Origin of the sequence: Ruegeria sp. PrR005 (assembly GCF_010500245.1) — a bacterium.
Classification (GTDB): domain Bacteria; phylum Pseudomonadota; class Alphaproteobacteria; order Rhodobacterales; family Rhodobacteraceae; genus Ruegeria_B; species Ruegeria_B marisflavi.
In genome coordinates this window covers 79817-98736 of sequence record NZ_JAAGOX010000056.1, presented here as the reverse complement: position 1 = coordinate 98736, position 18920 = coordinate 79817, and the positions used below count along the sequence as shown (strand labels likewise).

The following is an 18920-nucleotide window of genomic DNA, read 5'->3' as shown; positions in this document are numbered from 1 at the left end:
TGCTGCCCGCTGCTCAGGATACAGGCTGAACAAGATAACAAGTGAGGCAAGGCAGTGCCCGATACAGTTTCCGTCGCCGCTGAATGTCTGGGGGTCAAGGTGCCCGCATCCCGATTTCTCAACGACACAAGGATCGAACGGATCAATGCCGCCCGCTATGAGGGGCAGGAGATCGCGGGCGCGCTGCACGTCACCGGCGCCGAGGACCGGGTGCTGGAGATTGGCGCGGGTCTTGGCATCGTCGGCGCGGTGGTGGCGCAGAACGCAAAACCGCAGGCGGTGACCTCGTTCGAGGCCAATCCCGAACTGGTGCCTGAGATCGAGGCGCTTTATGCGCTCAACGGTCTGGGCGGCCGGATCGCCTTGCGCAACCAGATCCTGATCAGCGCCCCGGACCGGCCCGAGAGCATGCCGTTTCACGTGCGCAGCAGCTATCTGGGCTCGTCGCTGCTGAACCCCGCCGCGCGGCCCTCGACCGTGGTCGATGTGCCCACCGCCGATTTCGCCGCCGTTTGCGGCGAGACCGGCGCGACCGTTCTGATCATGGATATCGAAGGTGGCGAGCTGGAGCTGTTGCGCCATGCCGACCTGGGCCAGTTCCGCGCCGTGGTGCTGGAGTTTCACCCCGAGGCCTATGGCGTCGAGGGGATGCGCGAATGCAAGGCGATCCTGACCGAGGCGGGATTTCAGCGGGTCGAGGAAAAATCGACCCGCACCGTCTGGACCTGTGTGCGCGGTCAGGCCGGGTAGGCCGCCGGGCAGAACCCGCCGATACGCTGGGTCAGCGCCAGGGCCGAGGACTTGACCTCGGCCCGGATCAGCGTTTTCAGCTCGGGCGTCATGCGCGACACCGGGGCGGCCACAGCCAGGGCGCCGATCGGGATCTGGTCAGGGCCGAATATCGGCGCGGCATGGGAATGCACGTCCGCCTCGAACCCGCCCACCGATTCCGCGATACCGGTCCGGCGCGCCTCGTCCAGCGCGGCGCGCAGGCGGTCGGGATCGGTTTCGGTCTCGGGCGTATGGCGGGTCAGCGGACCGGCCAGTACCTCGTCGGCGAAGCCCGGCGCGGCGAAGGCGAGATAGGCCAGGCCCGAACCGGTGGCGTGGAATGACAGGATCTCGGCATCCTCCATCGCCACGCGGGTGCCGTGGCGCGAGCTGTAGGCGTGAGTCAGCGTGGTCAGGCGGCCGTCGCGCTGCAAGGACATATGCGAGGTTTCACCCGTCACCTCGCAAAGGTGGCGCAGCACCTCGCGCGAGACCGACAGCAGCGGCACCGCCGCCTCGCGCAGCGCCGCCAGGCGCAAAAGTTCCGATCCCAGACGGTAAGCGCGGTCGCCGTCGAGCTGTTCCACGAATCCGGCGGCCTGCAATTCACTCATCATCCGGTAGACGGTAGCCTTGTTCATGCCGGACAGGCGGGTCAGTTCGCTCAGGCCCATTTCGAGCCGGGTGTGACTGAACAACCCCAACAGTGACAATGCCTTGGTGACCGTACCCATCCGCCGTTTTCCGCCCCTGTCCTGCCCGCGATCCGGGCAACCCCACAAATTCAGGGCGCCTTTTCGCAGAAACAGTTGACAGATGGTAGTCCGGCCTGTCAATCTGTATTTAAACCACAGGTTCACATAATGAACCGACAGATACAAAGATAGGAACTGGGAGGACCACATGACGATCAAGACCAAGATTGCAGGCGCGCTGGCCACTGCGGCCGTCGCGCTGAGCGCCGGAGCGGCGCTGGCCGAATATCCCGAGAAGCCGGTGAACTTCATCGTGCCCTGGCCGCCGGGTGACCTGGAAGACGTGCTGACCCGCATGATCGCCGAGGATTTCCAGAACAAGTACGGTGTCGCGGCGGCGGTGGTGAACAAGCCCGGTGGTGGCGGCGGCCCCTTCCCGGGCGCCATCGAGGTCGCCAATGCCCCTGCCGACGGCTATACCATCGGATCTTTCGTGATCGGGGTGCCGGTGATGGGCCACCAGATCGACATCGCGCCGCTGACGCCTGCGAAATTCGATCCGCTGGGGATTTTCCTGACCTATCCCTTTGTCATCGCCACCTCGGGCGACGCGCCCTATAGCAGCATGGCGGAGCTGGCCGAATACGCCAAATCCAACGACGTGGCGCTGGGCCATTTCGGCGATGTGCTGACGCCGACGCAGGTTACCAAGGCGTTCGCCAAGAATGCCGGTTTCGAATGGGGTTCGGACGCGGCCTTTGACGCGCTCGACTGCAACACGCTGGCCTCGGGCGATGCGGATGTGATCAACACCACGCTGCAACTGATCCTGCCCTGCCTCGACAGCGTCAAGGTGCTGACCTCGATCACCGACCAGCGTATCCCGCTGGTGCCGGATGCGCCCGCCATCGGCGAGCTTGATCCCGATCTGAACATCGCGCTGTGGAACGGCCTCTTCGTGACCAAGGACACGCCGCAGGACGTGCGCGACAAGATCGTCGCCGTCGCCAAGGAATCGATGATGAGCGAGCGTGCCCAGACCGTCGCCAAGGAGACCGGCGCGCTGGTCTATTGGCAGGACGCGGGCGACAGCGCCGCGCGCATCGAGAATGACATCGCCACCATGGCCCGTATCGGCGGCCTGCTGGAATAACCGTGACCGGACCGGGGCGCCCTGCCCCGGTCCCTTTCGCCGGAACCCTTCCCCATGCCCACAGAACGCGAACGCCGCTTCGTCGGACCCCGGCGCGGTCAGCTGATCTTTGCCCTGTTCTTTGTTGCAGTCTCGATCCTGTTGCTGAGCCAAATCGGCAGCCAGACGAAATGGGTCGAGAAATCCAAGCTGTTCGCCCAGCCCCGGTTCTGGCCTGCGGTGGGTCTGGGCGGCATGGTGCTGCTGGGGGGCGTGCATCTGTACCTGATGCCCTGGCGGCGGATCACCCGCTATGACGTGACCGAGCTGCGCAAATGGGCGCAGGTGCTGGAATTCGCGGTCTGGTTCATGGCCTATGTCGTCCTGGTACCGCTGATCGGCTACCTGCCTGTCACCATGGCGTTCATGCCGCTCTTGACCTGGCGCATGGGCTATCGGCAACCCAGGATGCTGTGGCTTTCGGTGGGCTTTGCCGTCGCGGTCGTGGTGCTGTTCAAGGGGTTCCTGAGCGTCAAGATCCCCGGTGCCGCGATCTATGAATATCTTCCCGGCGCGCTGCGCAGCTTCTTTATCCTGTATCTCTGATGGACCTGCTTCAATCTGCCCTTGAAATCCTGATGCGCTGGGATGTGGCGCTGGCGCTTCTGGCCGGATCGGTCGGCGGTGTGCTGATCGGTGCCATTCCCGGCGTCGGCCCCGCCGTCGCCATCGCCATCCTGTTGCCCGCCACCTTTTCCATGGATCCCATCGTGGGGCTGACCGTGCTTTTGGGTATCTATGGCAGTTCCATGTATGGCGGCGCCATACCGGCGATCCTGATCAACACACCCGGCACCGCGGTGAACGCGCTGACCACCTATGACGGGTATCCGATGACCGCGCGGGGCGAGCCGCGCCGGGCGCTGAGCCTGGCCTATTCCGCCAGTTTCTTTGGCGGCATGTTCTCGGTCATCTGTCTGATCCTGTTCGCGCCAGTGCTGGCCAAGGTGGCGCCGCTGTTCGGCAGCCGCGAGATCTTTCTTGCCGCGCTGTTGGGTATCATCCTGGTGATTGTAGCCCATCGCGGTCAGTCGCTGATCGCCGGTGCCTTGGCAGCGTTTGGCATATTCATCCAGTCGATTGGGCTGGAACCGGTGAAATACACCTCGCGCTACACCTTTGACCAACCGTTCCTGTCGAGCGGCATCAACCTGATCGTGGTGGTGCTGGGCCTGTTCGCGCTGAGCCAGGCCTTTGTCCTGCTGACATCCGAGGACGAGAAGATCCGCATGACGCGGCTGCGCGGCGGCCTGTTCCAGGGGCTGCGCGAACTGGGCCGCCACCCGCGCGTGGCCACCGTGTCGGCCAGTTTCGGCGTGATGATGGGGATGATCCCCGGCGTGGGCGAGTTCACCGCACAGTTCATGTCCTATACCTATGCGCAACGCACCTCAAAACGGCCGCAGGACTTCGGCAATGGCTCGTCCGAGGGGCTGATCGCTGCCGAGACCGCAAATAACGCGGTGCCCGCCGCCGCGATGGTGCCGCTGTTGGCCTTGGGTATTCCGGGCGAGGCGCTGACGGCGATGATGCTGAGCGTATTCTACGTGCATAACGTTGTGCCCGGCCCCGGCCTGTTCCAGAACGACATGCCGTTTGTGGTGGCGCTTTATATCGCGCTGCTGATCCTGAACATTCTGGTCCTGATCTTTCTGCTCTTTGCCACCAAGTCGCTGATCCAGGTGGTGCGCATTCCCAACCGGTTCCTGGGGGTTTGCATCCTGACGCTCAGCTTTGTGGGGGTCTATTCGCTGCGCAATTCGGCGACCGACTGCGTGATGGCGGCGCTGTTCGGGGTATTGGGCTATATCCTCAAGCGCCTGTCGTTGCCCTCGGTCCCGATCATCCTGGGTATGGTTCTGGGCGGCATCATGGAGGTCAAGCTGCGTGCCGGTATGGCGCGGGTGAAGGAGCCGCTCGATTTCATCGACCGTCCGGTGGCGTTCCTGCTGTTCGTGGCGATCCTGCTGGTGCTGGCCTCGCATTTCCGGCGGGTGATCCGCGAGCGGGCCGATCTGCGCGCGGCCGAGCGCGGCGTGCAGAAATCGTCGCACCGGTTCGGCAACATGCTGGGACGGCGCAGGCAGATTTTCCTGAAGGACCGGTTCAAGAGGGTCCGGGCCCGCCACGCAAAACGCCTGAGCAAGTTCAAGGACCTGTTCTAAGCCTGGCCGCTGCCGCCCGCTCTCTCCCTCGGGTGGCGGCGAACCCAAATCGGACCCTGCGTCGCTTTGCGCCTTTCCCCTTGATCTCGACAGGCTGGCGGATCACCCTGCGGCCAACGCGGAATGCCGTTCCGCAGGTTGAAACAGGGAGGAGGCAGGACCCATGTCCGAGGCCATCGGTTACGAACTTCATGGAGATATCGCCATTCTGGCCGCCAACAACCCGCCGGTCAACGCGCTGGGTCATGCGGTGCGGCAGGGGTTGGCGGACGGCATGGCGCGCGCCGAGGCCGAGGGCGCCCGCGCGGTCCTGATCTATGGCACCGGGCGGACCTATTTCGCCGGAGCCGATATCCGCGAATTCGGCAAACCGCCGAAAGAGCCGCACCTGCCCGAACTGTGCAACCGGATCGAAGCCTCGCCGCTGCTTGTCGTGTCGGCCATTCATGGCACCGCATTGGGTGGCGGGCTGGAGGTGGCGCTTGGCACCCATTACCGGATCGCCGTTCCTTCGGCCAAGGTCGGGCTGCCCGAGGTGCATCTGGGCATCCTGCCGGGCGCGGGCGGCACCCAGCGCCTGCCGCGTGTGGCGGGGGTTGAGGCGGCGCTCGACATGATCACCACGGGCCGCCATGTGCGTGCCGACGAGGCGCTGAAACTGGGCGTCATCGACCGGGTCGTCGAGGGCGATCCGCGCGAGATCGGGCTGGCCTATGTGCGCGAGCTCCTGGACGAAGGCGCGCCGCGCCGTCCTGTCAGCGAGATGCCCGCGCCCGCGCCGGTCGATTTCGACGCGGTCTATGCCGCCGTGCTGAAGAAGGGCCGTGGCCAGTTGTCGCCCGCCACCGCGGTGCGTGCGGTACAGGCGGCCTGCGAGGCCGAGAGCTTTGCCGCCGGGCTGAAGCGCGAGCGTGACTTATTCATGGAACTCATGAACTCGGACCAGCGCGAGGGGCTGATCCATGCTTTCTTCGCCGACCGCGCAGTGGGCAAGCTGCCCGAGCTTGAGGGCGTGGAAGCGCGCCCGCTGGCCGCGATCGGGGTCATCGGCGGCGGCACCATGGGGGCGGGCATCGCCACCGCCGCGCTCTTGTCGGGGCTGACGGTGACAATGCTGGAGATGACGCCCGAGGCCGCCGAGGCCGCAAAGGGCCGGATCGAGGGCAACCTGTCGGGCGCGCTGAAACGCGGCAAGCTGACGGCGCAGCAGTTCGACAACCTGACCACCAAGGCGCTGACGCTGGCCACCGATTACGCGGCGCTTTCGGAGGTCGATCTGGTGATCGAGGCGGTGTTCGAGGACATGGAGGTCAAGAAGCAGGTGTTCACCAAGCTTGACGCCGTGTGCAAGCCGGGCGCGGTGCTGGCCTCGAACACCTCGTATCTCGACATCAACCAGATCGCAGCGGTGACCAGCCGTCCGCAGGATGTGCTGGGGCTGCATTTCTTCTCGCCCGCGCATGTGATGAAGCTTTTGGAGGTCGTGATTGCCGACCAGACCGCGCCCGATGTGGCGGCCACCGGTTTTGCGCTTGGCAAGCGGCTGGGCAAGGTCTCGGTCCGGGCCGGGGTTTGTGACGGGTTCATCGGCAACCGCATCCTGTCGGTCTATCGCACCTGTGCCGATCACATGATCCTGGACGGGGCATCGCCCTATGAAATCGACGAAGCGCTGGAAGAGTTCGGATTTGCCATGGGGCCCTTTGCCGTGGCCGACCTGGCGGGGCTGGATATCGGTTGGGCGGTGCGCAAGCGCAAGCGGGCCGAGGGGCTGGACCCGCGCGCCCGCGACAGCGCCTATGCCGACAAGCTGTGCGAGGCGGGGCATTTCGGGCAGAAGACCGGCAAGGGCTATTACGACTATGCCGCAGGCGCCAAGGCACGAGTGCCGAACCCCGAGGTGATGCCGCTGATCGAGGGTGAACGCGCCGCGCAGGGGATTACCCCGCGTGCGTTCAGCAAGGACGAGATCGTGCGCCGGTACATGGCGGCGATGGTCAACGAGGCGGCCAAGGTGGTGGGCGAGGGCATCGCGCGCCGGCCGCTCGACGTGGATGTGACCCTGCTCTACGGCTACGGCTTTCCGCGCTATCGCGGCGGGCCGCTGAAATGGGCCGACTTGCAGGGCTTGCCCGAATTGCTGGCCGATATCAAACGCTGGGCGGCGGAGGATGCCTATTTCTGGCAACCCGCGCCGCTTTTGGAACAACTGGTGGCCGAGGGCCGCTCTTTCGACGATCTGAACAAGGAAGCCGTGTAATGAAACAAGCCGTAATCGTATCCACCGCCCGGACCGGGCTGGCGAAATCCTTTCGCGGGTCGTTCAACGTGACCCACGGGGCCACCATGGGGGGTCATGCGGTTCAGGCGGCGGTGTCCCGCGCCGGGCTGGATGGCTCGGAGATCGAGGATTGCATCATCGGCTGCGGGTTCCCGGAGGGCGAGACCGGCAGCAATATCGGCCGCCAGATCGCCATTCGCGCAGGCCTGCCGGTGACGGCCTCTGGCATGACGGTGAACCGGTTCTGCTCGTCGGGCCTGCAAACCGTTGCCCTGGCGGCGCAGGCGATCACCGAAGGCGGCTCCGGCCCGATGGTGGCGGGCGGGGTCGAGAGCATCTCGATGGTGCAGCCCAAGACGCGCCCGGCTCCCGAGGCCTGGATCCAGGAGCACAAGCCCGCCATCTACATGGCGATGATCGAGACGGCGGATATCGTGGCGCAGCGCTATGGCCTCAGCCGCGAATACCAGGACGAGTATTCGCTGCGCAGCCAGCAGCGCATTGCCGCGGCGCAGGCCGAGGGCAAGTTCGCCGACGAGATCGTGCCGATGCAAACCAAGATGGCGGTCAAGGACAAGGAAAGCGGCGAGATCTCGATGCACGAGGTCACCGTGGACCGCGATGAATGTAACCGTCCCTCGACCACGCTGGAGGGTCTGGCGGGGCTGGAGCCGGTGCGTGGTGCGGGCAACTTCGTCACTGCGGGCAATGCCTCGCAACTGAGCGACGGCGCCGCGGCACTGGTGCTGATGGAGGTAAAAGAGGCCGAGCGCCGGGGGCTGGAGCCGCTGGGTGCGTTCAAGGGGTTCTGCGTCGCGGGTTGCGAACCGGATGAGATGGGCATCGGGCCTGTGTTTGCGGTGCCGCGCCTGCTGGAGCGGCACGGGCTGAAGGTCGACGATATCGACCTGTGGGAGCTGAACGAGGCCTTTGCCAGCCAGTGTCTCTATAGCCGCGACAAGCTGGGCATCGACCCGGAGAAATACAATGTGAACGGCGGCTCGATCGCAATCGGTCATCCGTTCGGCATGACCGGGGCGCGGATGACCGGGCATCTGATGCTGGAAGGCAAGCGGCGCGGCGCCAAGCTGGGCGTGGTCAGCATGTGCATCGGCGGCGGCATGGGTGCGGCCGGGCTGTTCGAGATCTTCTGAGCAGGGGAATGCGTCCGCGCGGGCCATCGAGGCCCGCCCGGACGCGGCCCGACGCAGAGCGCCGGGCTGGGCCGCCGGAGACCGGCGGCAAGGGAGGAAAGCGGATATGGACCTGAATTACAGCGACGAGGAAAAGGCGTTTCGCGCCGAGGTGCGCGCCTTTCTAGCCGAGAACCTGCCGGCGGAGGTGTCGGACAAGGTGCGGCGCGGCATCAGCCTGGGCAAGGAAGGCCATGAGAAATGGCATGCCACGCTGAATGCGCGCGGTTGGCTGGCCTATAACTGGCCGCGCGAATTTGGCGGCGCCGAGTGGAACGCGGTGCAGCGGCACATCTTTGAAGAGGAATGCGCCGCCGCCTATGCGCCCCGCATCGTCCCCTTTGGCCTGTCGATGCTGGCGCCGGTGTTGCAGAAATTCGGCACCAAGGAACAGCAGGACCATTACCTGCCGCGCATCCTGTCGGGCGACGACTGGTGGTGTCAGGGCTATTCCGAGCCCGGCGCCGGGTCCGACCTGGCCTCGCTGAAAACCCGCGCGGTGCGGGACGGTGACCACTATGTCGTCAACGGGCAGAAGACATGGACGACGCTGGGCCAATACGCCAACTGGATATTCTGCCTGGTGCGCACCGACCCGGAAGCCAAGCAGCAGGAGGGGATCAGTTTCCTGCTGATCGACATGAGCACGCCGGGCATCACCGTGCGCCCCATCGCGCTGCTGGATGGCACGCCCGAGGTGAACGAGGTCTTCTTTGACGACGTGCGGGTGCCGGTGGAAAACCTGGTGGGCGAGGAGAACAAGGGCTGGACCTATGCCAAGTATCTACTGACCCATGAGCGCACCAATATCGCAGGCGTGGGTTTCAGCCAGGCGGGGCTGGACGCGGTCAAGCGCATCGCCCGGATCGAGACCGCCAATGGCCGCCCCTTGATCGAGAACCCGCATTTCGCGGCCCGTCTGGCCCAGGTCGAGATTGACCTGATGGCGATGGCCACCACCAATATGCGCATCATCAGCCAGGCCGCCAGTGGCCAGGCGCCGGGCGTCGAAAGCTCGATGCTCAAGGTCAAGGGCACCATCATCCGGCAGGAGATCAACGACCTGACCCGTCGCGCGGTGGGGCCTTATGCGATGCCCTTCGCCTCGGAAGCGGTCGAGGGCGACAACGCGCCCATTGGCCCCGATTATGCCGGGCCGGTGGCGGCGCATTATTTCAACAACCGCAAACTGTCGATCTTTGGCGGGTCGAACGAGATCCAGCGCGGGATCATCGCCAAGGTCAAGATGGGGGGCTGAGGGATATGGATTTCAACCTGACCGAAGAACGCCAGATGTTGCAGGACACCCTGCGCCGCTATCTGGCAGATCGTTACACGACATCCGTCCGCAACACGATTCTGGACAGCGACAGCGGCATGAGCGCCGAGATCTGGGCCGGGCTGGCGGAACTGGGTGTGATCGGGGCGCTATTCTCTGAGGAGGACGGGGGGTTTGGCGGCGCTGGTTTCGACATCGCCACCGTGTTCGAAGAGCTGGGCCGCGCGGGCGTGGTCGAGCCGATGCTGGACAGTGCCATTCTGGGCGGGCGGCTGATCGCGGCGCTGGGCGACGATACCCAGCGCGGGCTGCTGGAGGAGATCATCGGCGGGGCTGCGCATCTGGCGCTGGCCCATGGCGAACCCGCCAGCCGCTATGACCTGACACGGGTAGAGACCACCGCGCGCGTTGACGGCGACGAGATCGTACTGAATGGTCGCAAGGCGGTCGTGGTGAATGCCGAAACAGCCGGCCACCTGATCGTCTCGGCCCGCGAAAGCGGCGGGATCTTTGACCTTGATGGTATCTCGCTGTTCCTTGTGCCTGCGGGTACGCCGGGGTTGGCGCTGCATGGCTATCCGATGCTGGCCGGAGGACGCGCCGCCGAGGTGATGCTGGACAATGTCCGCCTGCCGCAATCGGCGCGGCTGGGCGCGGCGGGGGCCGGACTGGCGCCGCTGATGGACGTGATTGCCGCCGCCAATGTGGCGCTTTGTGCCGAATGCGTGGGTGCGATGCAAAGCGCGGTGGAACTGACACGCAGCTATCTGATGACGCGCAAGCAGTTTGGTCGCCCCATCGGCACGTTCCAGGCGCTGCAACACCGGTTTGCCGACATGCTGATCGAGCTGGAACAGGCGCGCTCGGCCCTGATCAACGCGAGCGGACATCTGGACAGCGCCGACCGCGACCGCCAGATCGCCGCCGCGCGCAACCTGATCGCGCGGGTGGGTCGGCTGGTGGCCGAAGAGGCGATCCAGATGCATGGTGGCATCGCGATGACGCAGGAATACGAACTGGCCCATATCGCCAAGCGCATTGTGATGGCCGATCACCGGTTCGGAGATGCCGATTACCATCTGGAGCGGTTCATTGTCCTCAGCGCCGCCTGACCTGCCCGCATCCTGGACGCGCGAGAAATCCGGCTGCCAGTCGATGGTGGGCTACGAATTGGACCATGACCGGACCGGCGTCAGCCGGGCCTGTCACCTGGACCTTGGTCCGCAGCACCTGAACTATCACGGCATCCTGCATGGCGGGCTGGTGTCGATGCTGCTGGACGTGGCCTGTGGCCAGACCGCATCGGCGATGTTCCGGCCCGAGGATCCGATCCCGGTGGTCACCGTTTCTCTCAACGTGCAGTTCGTGGCGGCCGCACGGGGCGGCCGGGTGACGGCGGTGGGGATCCCGTCGGGCAATGGCCGCACGCTGGCCTATGTGAACGGCGAGTTGCGCGACGAGGACGGTCGCCTGCTGGCCACGGCGGCGGGCGTGTTCAAACGCGGCAGCCTGAGGAAGAAGTCATGACGCTGGCGCGCGTGGATGACCGGGGCGACCGGCTGGTTGTCGTCAACATGAACAGCGCCCGGCGCGGCGCTTTGTCGCCCGATCTGTATGCCGCGATCGGGCAAGCAATGGAGAAGGCGGCGGAACCGCGCATTCGCGCGGTGATCCTGTCGTCGGAAGGCGGGTTCTTTTGCGCGGGTGGCGACCTGAACGTGCTGATCGAGCGGCGCAAGCTGAGCGAGCCGGAGCGGCGCGGCAAGGTTGATCTGTTGCACGACCTGATCCGCGCCATCCGCGCCTGCCCGGTACCGGTGATCGCAGCGGTCGAGGGCGGCGCCGCGGGCGCCGGTGCCTCACTGGCGCTGGCCTGCGATCTGTTGGTGGCGGCCGAGGGTGCGAAATTCACCGCCGCCTATGTCAAGGCCGGGCTGGTGCCCGATGCGGGGCTCACCTCGGCCTTGGCACGGATGCTGCCCCGGCAACTCGCGATGGAGATGTGCCTGCTGGCCCGACCTGTCAGTGCTGCGCGCATGGCCGAACTGGGGGTGGTCAATCAATTGGCCGCGCCGGGCGAGGCCGAGACGCAGGCCCATGCGCTGGCCGATGCGCTGGCGCAGGGACCGCGCGACGCGCAAGGCGTGATCCGGCGGCTGGTGGCGGAGGCTTATGAAGCGAGCGAGGCGCAGCAACTGGATGCCGAGCGCGACGCCATGGCCCGCGCGGCGGGCGGGGACGAGGCCGCCGAAGGGATCGCGGCCTTTCTGGACAAGCGCAAGCCCCGGTTCTGACCGGGCAACAGGGGATCAGGCGATGGAAAAATGGCACGACTACCCCGGCGCGCAGATCGCCAGCGGCCCCGACGCGCCCGCGTTTTCCGACAGTGGCGGCGCGGACTGGAGCTATGGCGATCTGGACCGCGCCATTTCGGCGCTGGTGGATGTGCTTGCCGCCCAGGGCGTGCAGGCCAACGACCGGGTGATGATCCTGGCCGAGAATTGCTGTGCGGTGGTGGCCGCGCTCTTTGCCGCCTCGCGGCTGGGGGCCTGCGCGGTGCCGATCAACGCGCGCCAGACCGGGCCTGAGGTCGACAAGATCATCGCCCATACCGAGCCCGCCGCGATCCTCTGCGCCTCGGACATATCGGCGGATGCCGCCGCCCATGCCGCGCGGCTGGACGCGCAGCCGGTCGAGGGCGCCTTTGGCCGGATGCATCTGGCCACACCCTGCCCCAGCAACCCCGATCCGGTGCTGAGCGATGTGGCGGTGATGCTGTTCACCACCGGCACCACCGGCACGCCCAAGGGGGTGATGCTGACCCATGGCAACCTGCGCTTCGGCGGCCGCAGCTCGGCCGAGTTGCGCGGCATGACGCCGGACGACGTGATCTATGGCGTTCTGCCGGTCACCCATGTGTTTGGCCTCGCCTCGGTGGTGACGGCGGCCACCTGTATCGGCGCCCCCGTGCGGCTCGATGCGCGCTTCACAGCCGCGCGCAGCTATGCGGCGCTGACCGCGGGCGTGACACTGTTTTCCGCCGTGCCGCAGATGCACGCGCTGTTGATGCAACATGCGCGTGAACAGGGGTATGACCACCTTCCGGGCGGCACGCTGCGCTATACCTCCTCGGGCGCGGCCCCGCTCGACCCCGCATGGAAACGCAAGGCCGAGGCGTTTTATGGCGTCGCCCTGCAAAACGGCTATGGCCTGACCGAGACCACCGCCGGTGTATCGGCCACACGCAACCCGATCGGCCTGCCGGATATCTCGGTCGGAAAGCCGCTGCCGCAGGTCGAGGTACGGCTGGACGAGGCTGTGCCCGGCGGCGGCGATGGGGTGGGCGAGGTGCTGACCCGCGGCCCGCATGTGATGAAGGGTTATTACCGCAACCCGCAGGCGACCGAGGCCGCGTTACAAGACGGCTGGTTCCGCACCGGCGACCTGGGTCGCTATGACGCCGAGGGCAACCTGCATATCGCCGGGCGCAGCAAGGAGCTGATCATCCACGGCGGTTTCAACGTCTACCCGCCCGAGGTCGAGGCGGCGCTGAACGACCATCCGCAGGTGATCCAGTCGGCCGTGGTGGGGCGCATGGTGGCGGGGGATGAAAAGGTGGTGGCCTTTGTCCAGGTCGCGCCCGGTGCGGCACCCGACCCTGATGAATTGCGCGCCTTTGCCGCCGAACGGCTGGCGGGGTACAAGCGCCCCAGCCAGATCATCATCGCCACGGACCTGCCCGCGGCCCCCACCGGCAAGATCCTCAAGCACAAGCTCCTCGACCATTTCGCGGAGCAGTTGGACTGATCCGGGCGCGCTCCTGCTTCTTTCTGGTTGAAAATACTCTGGGGGTCCGGGGGCAGCGCCCCCGGCGCTCACCACCTGGCCTCAGACCTCGGGCACATGCAGCACCAGCCCGTCCAGATCTGGATGCGCCTCGATCTGACAGCTGAGGCGGCTCCTCGGCTGGCGCTCGGCGGCGGTGATGTCCAGCATCGCGTCTTCGAACTCGCCCGGCACGCCGGTCCGGTCGGACCAGGCCGGATCCACCACCACATGGCAGGTGGCGCAGCTCAGGCAGCCGCCGCATTCGCCGATCACGCCGGGCACGTTATTGGCCTGCGCCGCCTCCATCAGCGACAGGCCGGGGGCGACCTCGGCCGCGATTTCGCGGCCGTCGGCCAGTTTCCAGGTCACGCGCATGGCAAGCTCCTCAGATGAAGTAGACATAGAAATCGCGCAGCGCATCGCCTTCGAGATCGCGGGTCTTGCGCACTTCCTTGGCTTTCATGAACACATGGTTGGCGACCAGCTCGGCGCCAACGGCCTGGGCCAGCACGGTGTCACGCTCCAGATCGCGCACGGCGCCGGCAAGGTCGATGGCGGTGCCCTCCCTGGCATCGGTGCTGTCGAACCCATCGCCGGTCTCCATCGGCGGCAGCGTATGGCCGTTCTCGACCCCCAGCCTTGCCGCCTGCAACACGGCGGCCACGGCGGTATAGGGGTTCGAGGAGGCATCGGCCATCCGGTGCTCCAGCCGCGCCTTGGCGCCACCTTCGGAGCTGATACGGGTGGTGACGTTGCGGTGATCGCCGCCCCAGTTCTGCCAGTACCCCGACAGCGAGCCCGGTTGCAGCCGCATGTAGGAATTGGCGGTTGGCGCGATCAGCCCCGCCAGCCCCTTGTGATGGTGCAACAGCCCCGCCAGACAGCCGCGCGCCAGATCGTTCATATGCTCGGGCCCGCCGCGCGGGCCGGAGGACAGCGCATTGGCGCCGGTCGCATCCTGGAAGGAGAAGTTGATATGCATGCCCGAGCCGCCCGCCTCGGCGATCGGTTTCGGCATGAAGGTCAGCACGATGCCGTATTCCAGCGCGATCTCGCGCGCCATCAAGCGGAACAGCACGATATCGTCCACCGCCTTGAGCGCATCGTCAAAGGTCAGCGTATATTCGAACTGCGGGCTGTCAAACTCGGCGGTGATCATGTCGAGGGAGAACCCCATCTCCTCGGCCATCGCCCAGATCCGGTCGTTGAACCGCAGCGGGTCGGCAAAGGGGCCGGTGCCATAGACCACGCCGCCCGGCGCGTCATAGGGCACCAGCCGTCCGTTGTCGTCGGCCTGAAGCGCGAAACATTCCAGCTCGATCCCCACCTTGGGGTTGAGCCCGCGCGCCTGCCAGTCGGCCACCGCCCGTTTCAGCGCCCCGCGCGGGCAGAGTGGCAGCGGCTGGTCCTGATCGTCATAGAGATCGCCCAGCACCACCTTGGTGCCAGTATGCCAGCTGTCGCGGATATCGTCATGGACCCATTTCAGCTCCATATCCGGCAGGCCCTGCTTCATCATCGCGCCGGGCGCGTCCAGCAGGTCGCGGTCGTAATGCACGCCAAAGGTCGAGCGGCAGAACCGGGTGGAACTGTCGGCGATCTTGGAATTGGGCAGGTATTTGCCCCGCATCACGCTGAGATGGTCGCAGAACATCGCGCGCAATCTGTCTTTCATGTCGGGGCTCCTCCCTGTTGAGCCTGTTTGGTCCGGTGTCAGGCGCGGCGGACGGTGACCGGCAGTTCCTTGATCCCGCCCACGAAGTTCGAGCGCAGGAACTTGTGCGGTCCGGCCGGTTCGATAGAGCTTAACCGCTTGGCCAGCTCCTGGAACAGCACTTTGACCTCGAGCCGGGCCAGCCACATGCCAAGGCAGACATGCGGGCCGCCCTGACCGAAACTCAGATGCCGGTTCGGATTGCGGTAGAGGTTCACCCGGAACGGATCGTCGAGCACCGTCTCGTCCCGATTGGCCGAGGCCCACCAGTAGAGCACCTTGTCACCTGCCCGGATCGTCTTGCCATGCATCTCGTGATCCTGAAGCGCGGTGCGCCGAAAATAGAGAGCGGGCGTGGCCCAGCGGATGATCTCGTCCGGGGCGGTTTCCCAGATGTCGCCGCCCGCCCGCATCTGTTCCAGCAGCTCGGGCTGGTGGCACATGGCCTGAATCCCGGCGGCGATGGAATAGCGCGTGGTGTCGTTGCCCGCCGCCACCACCAAGCAAAAGAAGTTGCGAAACTCGGTATCGCTGATGACCGAGCCATCCTTGGACGGTTGCAGAATCATGTGCAGCACGCCCGAGGTATCGCCGGCCTTGTCCTTCTGCTCCATCAGGTCCTTGGCATAGAGGTACAGCTCGGCCCCGGCGGGCGAGTTGAAGGGCATCATGCGAAACTCGTCTGTATCGAGCTTGTCCAGCACATGAGTGGTGAAATCGGGATCGGTATTGGCAATCAGCGCGTCACCCTTTTCCACCAGCCAGGGCAGATCGGCATCGGGCAGGCCGACGATGCGGCCCAGCATCCGCATCGGCAATTGCCGGGCGATCTCCTTGGTGGCGTCGAACGTGCCCTTGTCCAGCACCTCGTCCAGGATATCGACGCAGATCGCCCGGATGTCGTCCTCGTACTGCGCCATGGTGGTGCGTGAGAACGCCTTCATCAGCTTCATCCGGGTCTGGCTGTGCTCGGGCGGGTCGGTCTCCTGAAAGGTGCGGCGGGCCAGGTATTCCTCATAGCTCTGATCCTCCATCCGGATGCCACGGGCCGAAGAGAACACCGCAGTGTTCTTGTTCATCTCGGCAATGTCGGCATGGCGGGTGACCGACCAGAAATCCTGACCATCGGCATATTCGGTCCAGTGCAGAGGATCCTCGCGGCGCAGGCGGGAAAAGGTGTTGTGCGGCGCCCCCCCGGCAAAGGCGTCATGGCTGGTCAGATCGGCATAGCCGTCGTCCGTGGGGGTCCAGACCGTCATGATTTTACCTTTCCTCGCTCCGTTAACATGTGTATATTATAAGAAGTCATAAATATGTAAACGAAAATCTCTTGGGGAAGATCATGCACTTGGCGATCCTGATGACCAATACGGATGAAAGCGCCTTTGCCCAGGCCCACCCAAAGGACGGGGAGAAATTCACTGCCCTGATCCAGCGCGTGCGGCCCGGTTGGACGGCTTCGGTCTTTGCGGTCAAGGACGAGCAGTTCCCAGAGACGCTCGATGGTATCGACGGCGCGATGATCACCGGCAGTCCGTCATCGGTACTGGGGGCGGCGCCTTGGATCGCGCGGCTGCTGGCGCTGATCCGCGACCTGCATGCGCGTCATATCCCGATGTTCGGCGCCTGTTTCGGGCATCAGGCGATCGCGCTGGCGCTGGGGGGGCAGATCGGGCGCAACCCGGACGGCTGGGTGCACGGGCTGACACGAAACCGCATGCTGGACCGGCCCGACTGGGCCCGCGACCTGCCCGATGAGGTCAGGCTTTATGGCAGTCATGTGGAACAGGTGACCGCCCTGCCCCCGGACGCGCGCCCGATCATGCAGGGCCCCGATTGCCCGGTCTCGGGTTTCGCGCTCGGCAATCGCATCTATACCACCCAGCACCACCCCGAGATGACGCACGACTTCATCACCGCCCTGACCGAGGAACTGGCAGGCGACATGGGCGCGGCGGTGCATGCGCAGGCAGTGGCGTCGCTCGCCCAACGCTCGGACATGGACGCCTTTGCCGAAAGCATCGCGCGCTTTTTCGAACAGGCGCGCCCGGCCTGAGGCACGCCACCCCTGCTGCTTCTTTCTGGTCAAAAATACTCAAATCCCGCCCTCGCGGTCGCCGCAACGGCCGGGGCGGGGTCACCCCAGCGCCGCCAGCAGATCCATCACCGTGACCTGGTCGAACTGCACATGCCGGGCCATCGCGGTTTCCGCCTCCTCGCGTCGACGCTCGAAGATCAGCGTCGCGATCTGGCGATGCTCGCGGGCCGAGGCGGGGATCGAGCCGGGATAGCTGTAGCGCGCCCGGTAATAGGCCAGCAGCTTGCGCGCATGGGTCTTGATCATCTCGACCAGATAGGGGTTGCCCGACCCCAGCGCGACGGTTTCGTGGAACTTCAGGTTCAGCCGGTAATAGCCGAACGGGTCGCCATCACCCTTGTCGCGGGCGTGCGCCTCGCAGGCGGCGACCACCGCCTCCAGCTCTGCCGCCTGCGTGGCGTTCATCCGCCGCGCCGCAAGCCCCGCCGCCAGCCCTTCGAGCCGGGCATGGACTTCGAGAATGGCCAGGAACTCTTCCAGCGTCGGCTTGAACACCACAGCCCCCTTGCGCGGCAACCGGCGAATGAGGCCCAGGGTTTCGAGCTGGATGAAGGCTTCGCGCACCGGGGTGCGCGACACGCCGTGTCGGTCGATCAGCGCAGGCTCCTCCAGCACGTCGCCGGGGCCCAGCCGTCCGTGCTCGATATCCTCGAGCACCCCGTTGATCACCTGCTCCGTCTGTCCCGCCATTGCTCATGCCTCCCGCATCGGCCCGCAGGTTACGCGCTGCCTGCGGGCCGCGCAACGCCACGGCGCGCGCAGATGTGACCCGGTTTTGCGATACGCACCAAAGACATGGCTGGATTTCGACGCAACTGTGTTACGCTGCCCGCAGGCAGGAAGGACCTATCGCGGCAGAAACTGCAAATCAGGGAGACGATAATGTGTGACATTTGCGTGATGAACGCGGTCAAGGAGCGGATGCTGTCCCGCCGGGACCTGTTCAAGGCCAGCGCCGCCGTGGCGGCCGGAGCGGCACTGGGAACCGCCACGGCGCCTGCGGCGATGGCGGCCGGCCATGGCGGCGTGGTCGACATGACCCATATTTACGACGCCGAATTTCCAACCTATTTCGGGGCGCCCGGGATCGAGGCCACCCAGAATTTCAATTTCAAGGAACACGGGTTCAACCTGTTCACGCTCAGTGTGAACGAACACACCGGTACCCATGTCGACGCGCCGCTGCATTTCTCGGCCGATGGCCAGTCGGTGGACGAGATCCCGCTGGCCAACCTGATCTGCCCACTCTGTGTGGTGCATATTCACGAGAAGGCGGCGGCCGATGCCGATGCCCAGGTGACGCCGGATGACCTCAAGGCCTGGATCAGCGCTAATGGCCCGATCCCGGATGGTGCCTGTGTGGCGATGCATTCGGGATGGGGCGGCAAGACCGGCGGTCCCGGCTTCCGCAATGCCGACAGCGATGGCAAGATGCATTTCCCCGGCTTCCATGTCGAGGCGGCGCAGATGCTGATCGAGGAAACCGGTGCCGTGGCAATGGCGGTGGATACGCTGTCGCTCGATCACGGCCCGTCGGCCGATTTCGCCACTCATTACGCTTGGCTGCCGACTAACCGTTATGGCATCGAGAATCTCGCCAATCTCGACAAGGTGCCCGCCAGCGGTGCGACGCTGATCGTGGGCGCGCCCAATCATCGCGGCGGCTCGGGCGGGCCCGCCCGCATCTTTGCCATGGTCTGATCC

The 18920-nt window shown here is 65.5% G+C and carries 18 protein-coding genes; 13 read left to right on the top strand and 5 right to left on the bottom strand.

Features of this window, described 5'->3' with window-relative positions:
• Positions 1-54: 54 nt before the first annotated feature.
• Positions 55-750: an FkbM family methyltransferase gene (locus G0P99_RS22925; RefSeq protein WP_164132820.1), complete on the top strand. Its 696-nt coding sequence runs from the start codon at positions 55-57 to the stop codon at positions 748-750.
• On the opposite strand, the gene G0P99_RS22920 is transcribed toward G0P99_RS22925, so the two are convergent.
• Positions 738-1505, bottom strand: a complete 768-nt coding sequence (locus G0P99_RS22920) for an IclR family transcriptional regulator (RefSeq protein ID WP_164132819.1) — start codon at positions 1503-1505, stop codon at positions 738-740. The two genes, G0P99_RS22925 and G0P99_RS22920, sit on opposite strands and share 13 nt — an antisense overlap.
• A gap of 169 nt (positions 1506-1674) precedes the next feature.
• On the opposite strand from G0P99_RS22920, the gene G0P99_RS22915 reads away from it, so the two are divergent.
• From G0P99_RS22915 to G0P99_RS22870, 10 genes are all read left to right on the top strand, one after another.
• Entirely contained in the window at positions 1675-2619 is a 945-nt protein-coding gene (locus tag G0P99_RS22915; RefSeq protein ID WP_164132818.1) for a tripartite tricarboxylate transporter substrate binding protein, read from the top strand.
• 54 nt (positions 2620-2673) lie between these two features.
• Positions 2674-3204, top strand: coding sequence for a tripartite tricarboxylate transporter TctB family protein (locus G0P99_RS22910; protein WP_164132817.1), 531 nt, complete (start codon positions 2674-2676; stop codon positions 3202-3204).
• Complete coding sequence (locus G0P99_RS22905) at positions 3204-4823, top strand: tripartite tricarboxylate transporter permease (protein ID WP_164132816.1); 1620 nt, start codon at positions 3204-3206, stop codon at positions 4821-4823. The genes G0P99_RS22910 and G0P99_RS22905 overlap by 1 nt, the downstream gene beginning before the upstream one ends.
• A 163-nt stretch (positions 4824-4986) precedes the next feature.
• Positions 4987-7083: a 3-hydroxyacyl-CoA dehydrogenase NAD-binding domain-containing protein gene (locus G0P99_RS22900; protein ID WP_164132815.1), complete on the top strand. Its 2097-nt coding sequence runs from the start codon at positions 4987-4989 to the stop codon at positions 7081-7083.
• Positions 7083-8258 (top strand): acetyl-CoA C-acyltransferase, encoded by a 1176-nt coding sequence (locus G0P99_RS22895; RefSeq protein WP_164132814.1) that lies wholly within the window; start codon positions 7083-7085, stop codon positions 8256-8258. The genes G0P99_RS22900 and G0P99_RS22895 overlap by 1 nt, the downstream gene beginning before the upstream one ends.
• 106 nt (positions 8259-8364) lie before the next feature.
• Entirely contained in the window at positions 8365-9555 is a 1191-nt protein-coding gene (locus tag G0P99_RS22890; protein WP_164132813.1) for an acyl-CoA dehydrogenase family protein, read from the top strand.
• Between the two features lie 5 nt (positions 9556-9560).
• Entirely contained in the window at positions 9561-10688 is a 1128-nt protein-coding gene (locus G0P99_RS22885; RefSeq protein ID WP_164132812.1) for an acyl-CoA dehydrogenase family protein, read from the top strand.
• Positions 10669-11103, top strand: a complete 435-nt coding sequence (locus tag G0P99_RS22880; RefSeq protein ID WP_239059917.1) for a PaaI family thioesterase — start codon at positions 10669-10671, stop codon at positions 11101-11103. The genes G0P99_RS22885 and G0P99_RS22880 overlap by 20 nt, the downstream gene beginning before the upstream one ends.
• Positions 11100-11870: an oxepin-CoA hydrolase, alternative type gene (locus G0P99_RS22875; RefSeq protein WP_164132810.1), complete on the top strand. Its 771-nt coding sequence runs from the start codon at positions 11100-11102 to the stop codon at positions 11868-11870. Before G0P99_RS22880 ends, G0P99_RS22875 begins: the two co-directional genes overlap by 4 nt.
• Positions 11871-11892: 22 nt before the next feature.
• A complete protein-coding gene (locus G0P99_RS22870) occupies positions 11893-13383 on the top strand; it encodes a class I adenylate-forming enzyme family protein (RefSeq protein ID WP_164132809.1) in 1491 nt (496 codons plus the stop codon).
• A gap of 81 nt (positions 13384-13464) precedes the next feature.
• Here G0P99_RS22870 and G0P99_RS22865 read toward each other — a convergent pair whose 3' ends face one another.
• The 3 genes from G0P99_RS22865 to G0P99_RS22855 are packed head-to-tail and all read right to left on the bottom strand — an operon-like array spanning position 13465 to position 16377.
• Complete coding sequence (locus G0P99_RS22865) at positions 13465-13779, bottom strand: 2Fe-2S iron-sulfur cluster-binding protein (RefSeq protein WP_164132808.1); 315 nt, start codon at positions 13777-13779, stop codon at positions 13465-13467.
• Positions 13780-13789: 10 nt separating this feature from the next.
• Entirely contained in the window at positions 13790-15079 is a 1290-nt protein-coding gene (locus G0P99_RS22860; RefSeq protein ID WP_164132807.1) for a glutamine synthetase family protein, read from the bottom strand.
• 38 nt (positions 15080-15117) lie between these two features.
• Positions 15118-16377: a cytochrome P450 gene (locus G0P99_RS22855; RefSeq protein WP_164132806.1), complete on the bottom strand. Its 1260-nt coding sequence runs from the start codon at positions 16375-16377 to the stop codon at positions 15118-15120.
• An 83-nt stretch (positions 16378-16460) separates the two neighbouring features.
• Between G0P99_RS22855 and G0P99_RS22850 the strand changes: the two genes are divergently transcribed.
• The gene (locus tag G0P99_RS22850) at positions 16461-17174 is read left to right on the top strand and encodes a type 1 glutamine amidotransferase (RefSeq protein WP_164132805.1); all 714 of its coding nucleotides are present in this window, start codon (positions 16461-16463) and stop codon (positions 17172-17174) included.
• Positions 17175-17255: 81 nt separating this feature from the next.
• Here the strand turns inward: G0P99_RS22850 and G0P99_RS22845 are convergent, their stop codons facing one another.
• Positions 17256-17906: a GntR family transcriptional regulator gene (locus G0P99_RS22845; RefSeq protein WP_164132804.1), complete on the bottom strand. Its 651-nt coding sequence runs from the start codon at positions 17904-17906 to the stop codon at positions 17256-17258.
• A gap of 192 nt (positions 17907-18098) precedes the next feature.
• Between G0P99_RS22845 and G0P99_RS22840 the strand changes: the two genes are divergently transcribed.
• Complete coding sequence (locus tag G0P99_RS22840; RefSeq protein WP_164132803.1) at positions 18099-18917, top strand: cyclase family protein; 819 nt, start codon at positions 18099-18101, stop codon at positions 18915-18917.
• Positions 18918-18920 lie beyond the last annotated feature (3 nt).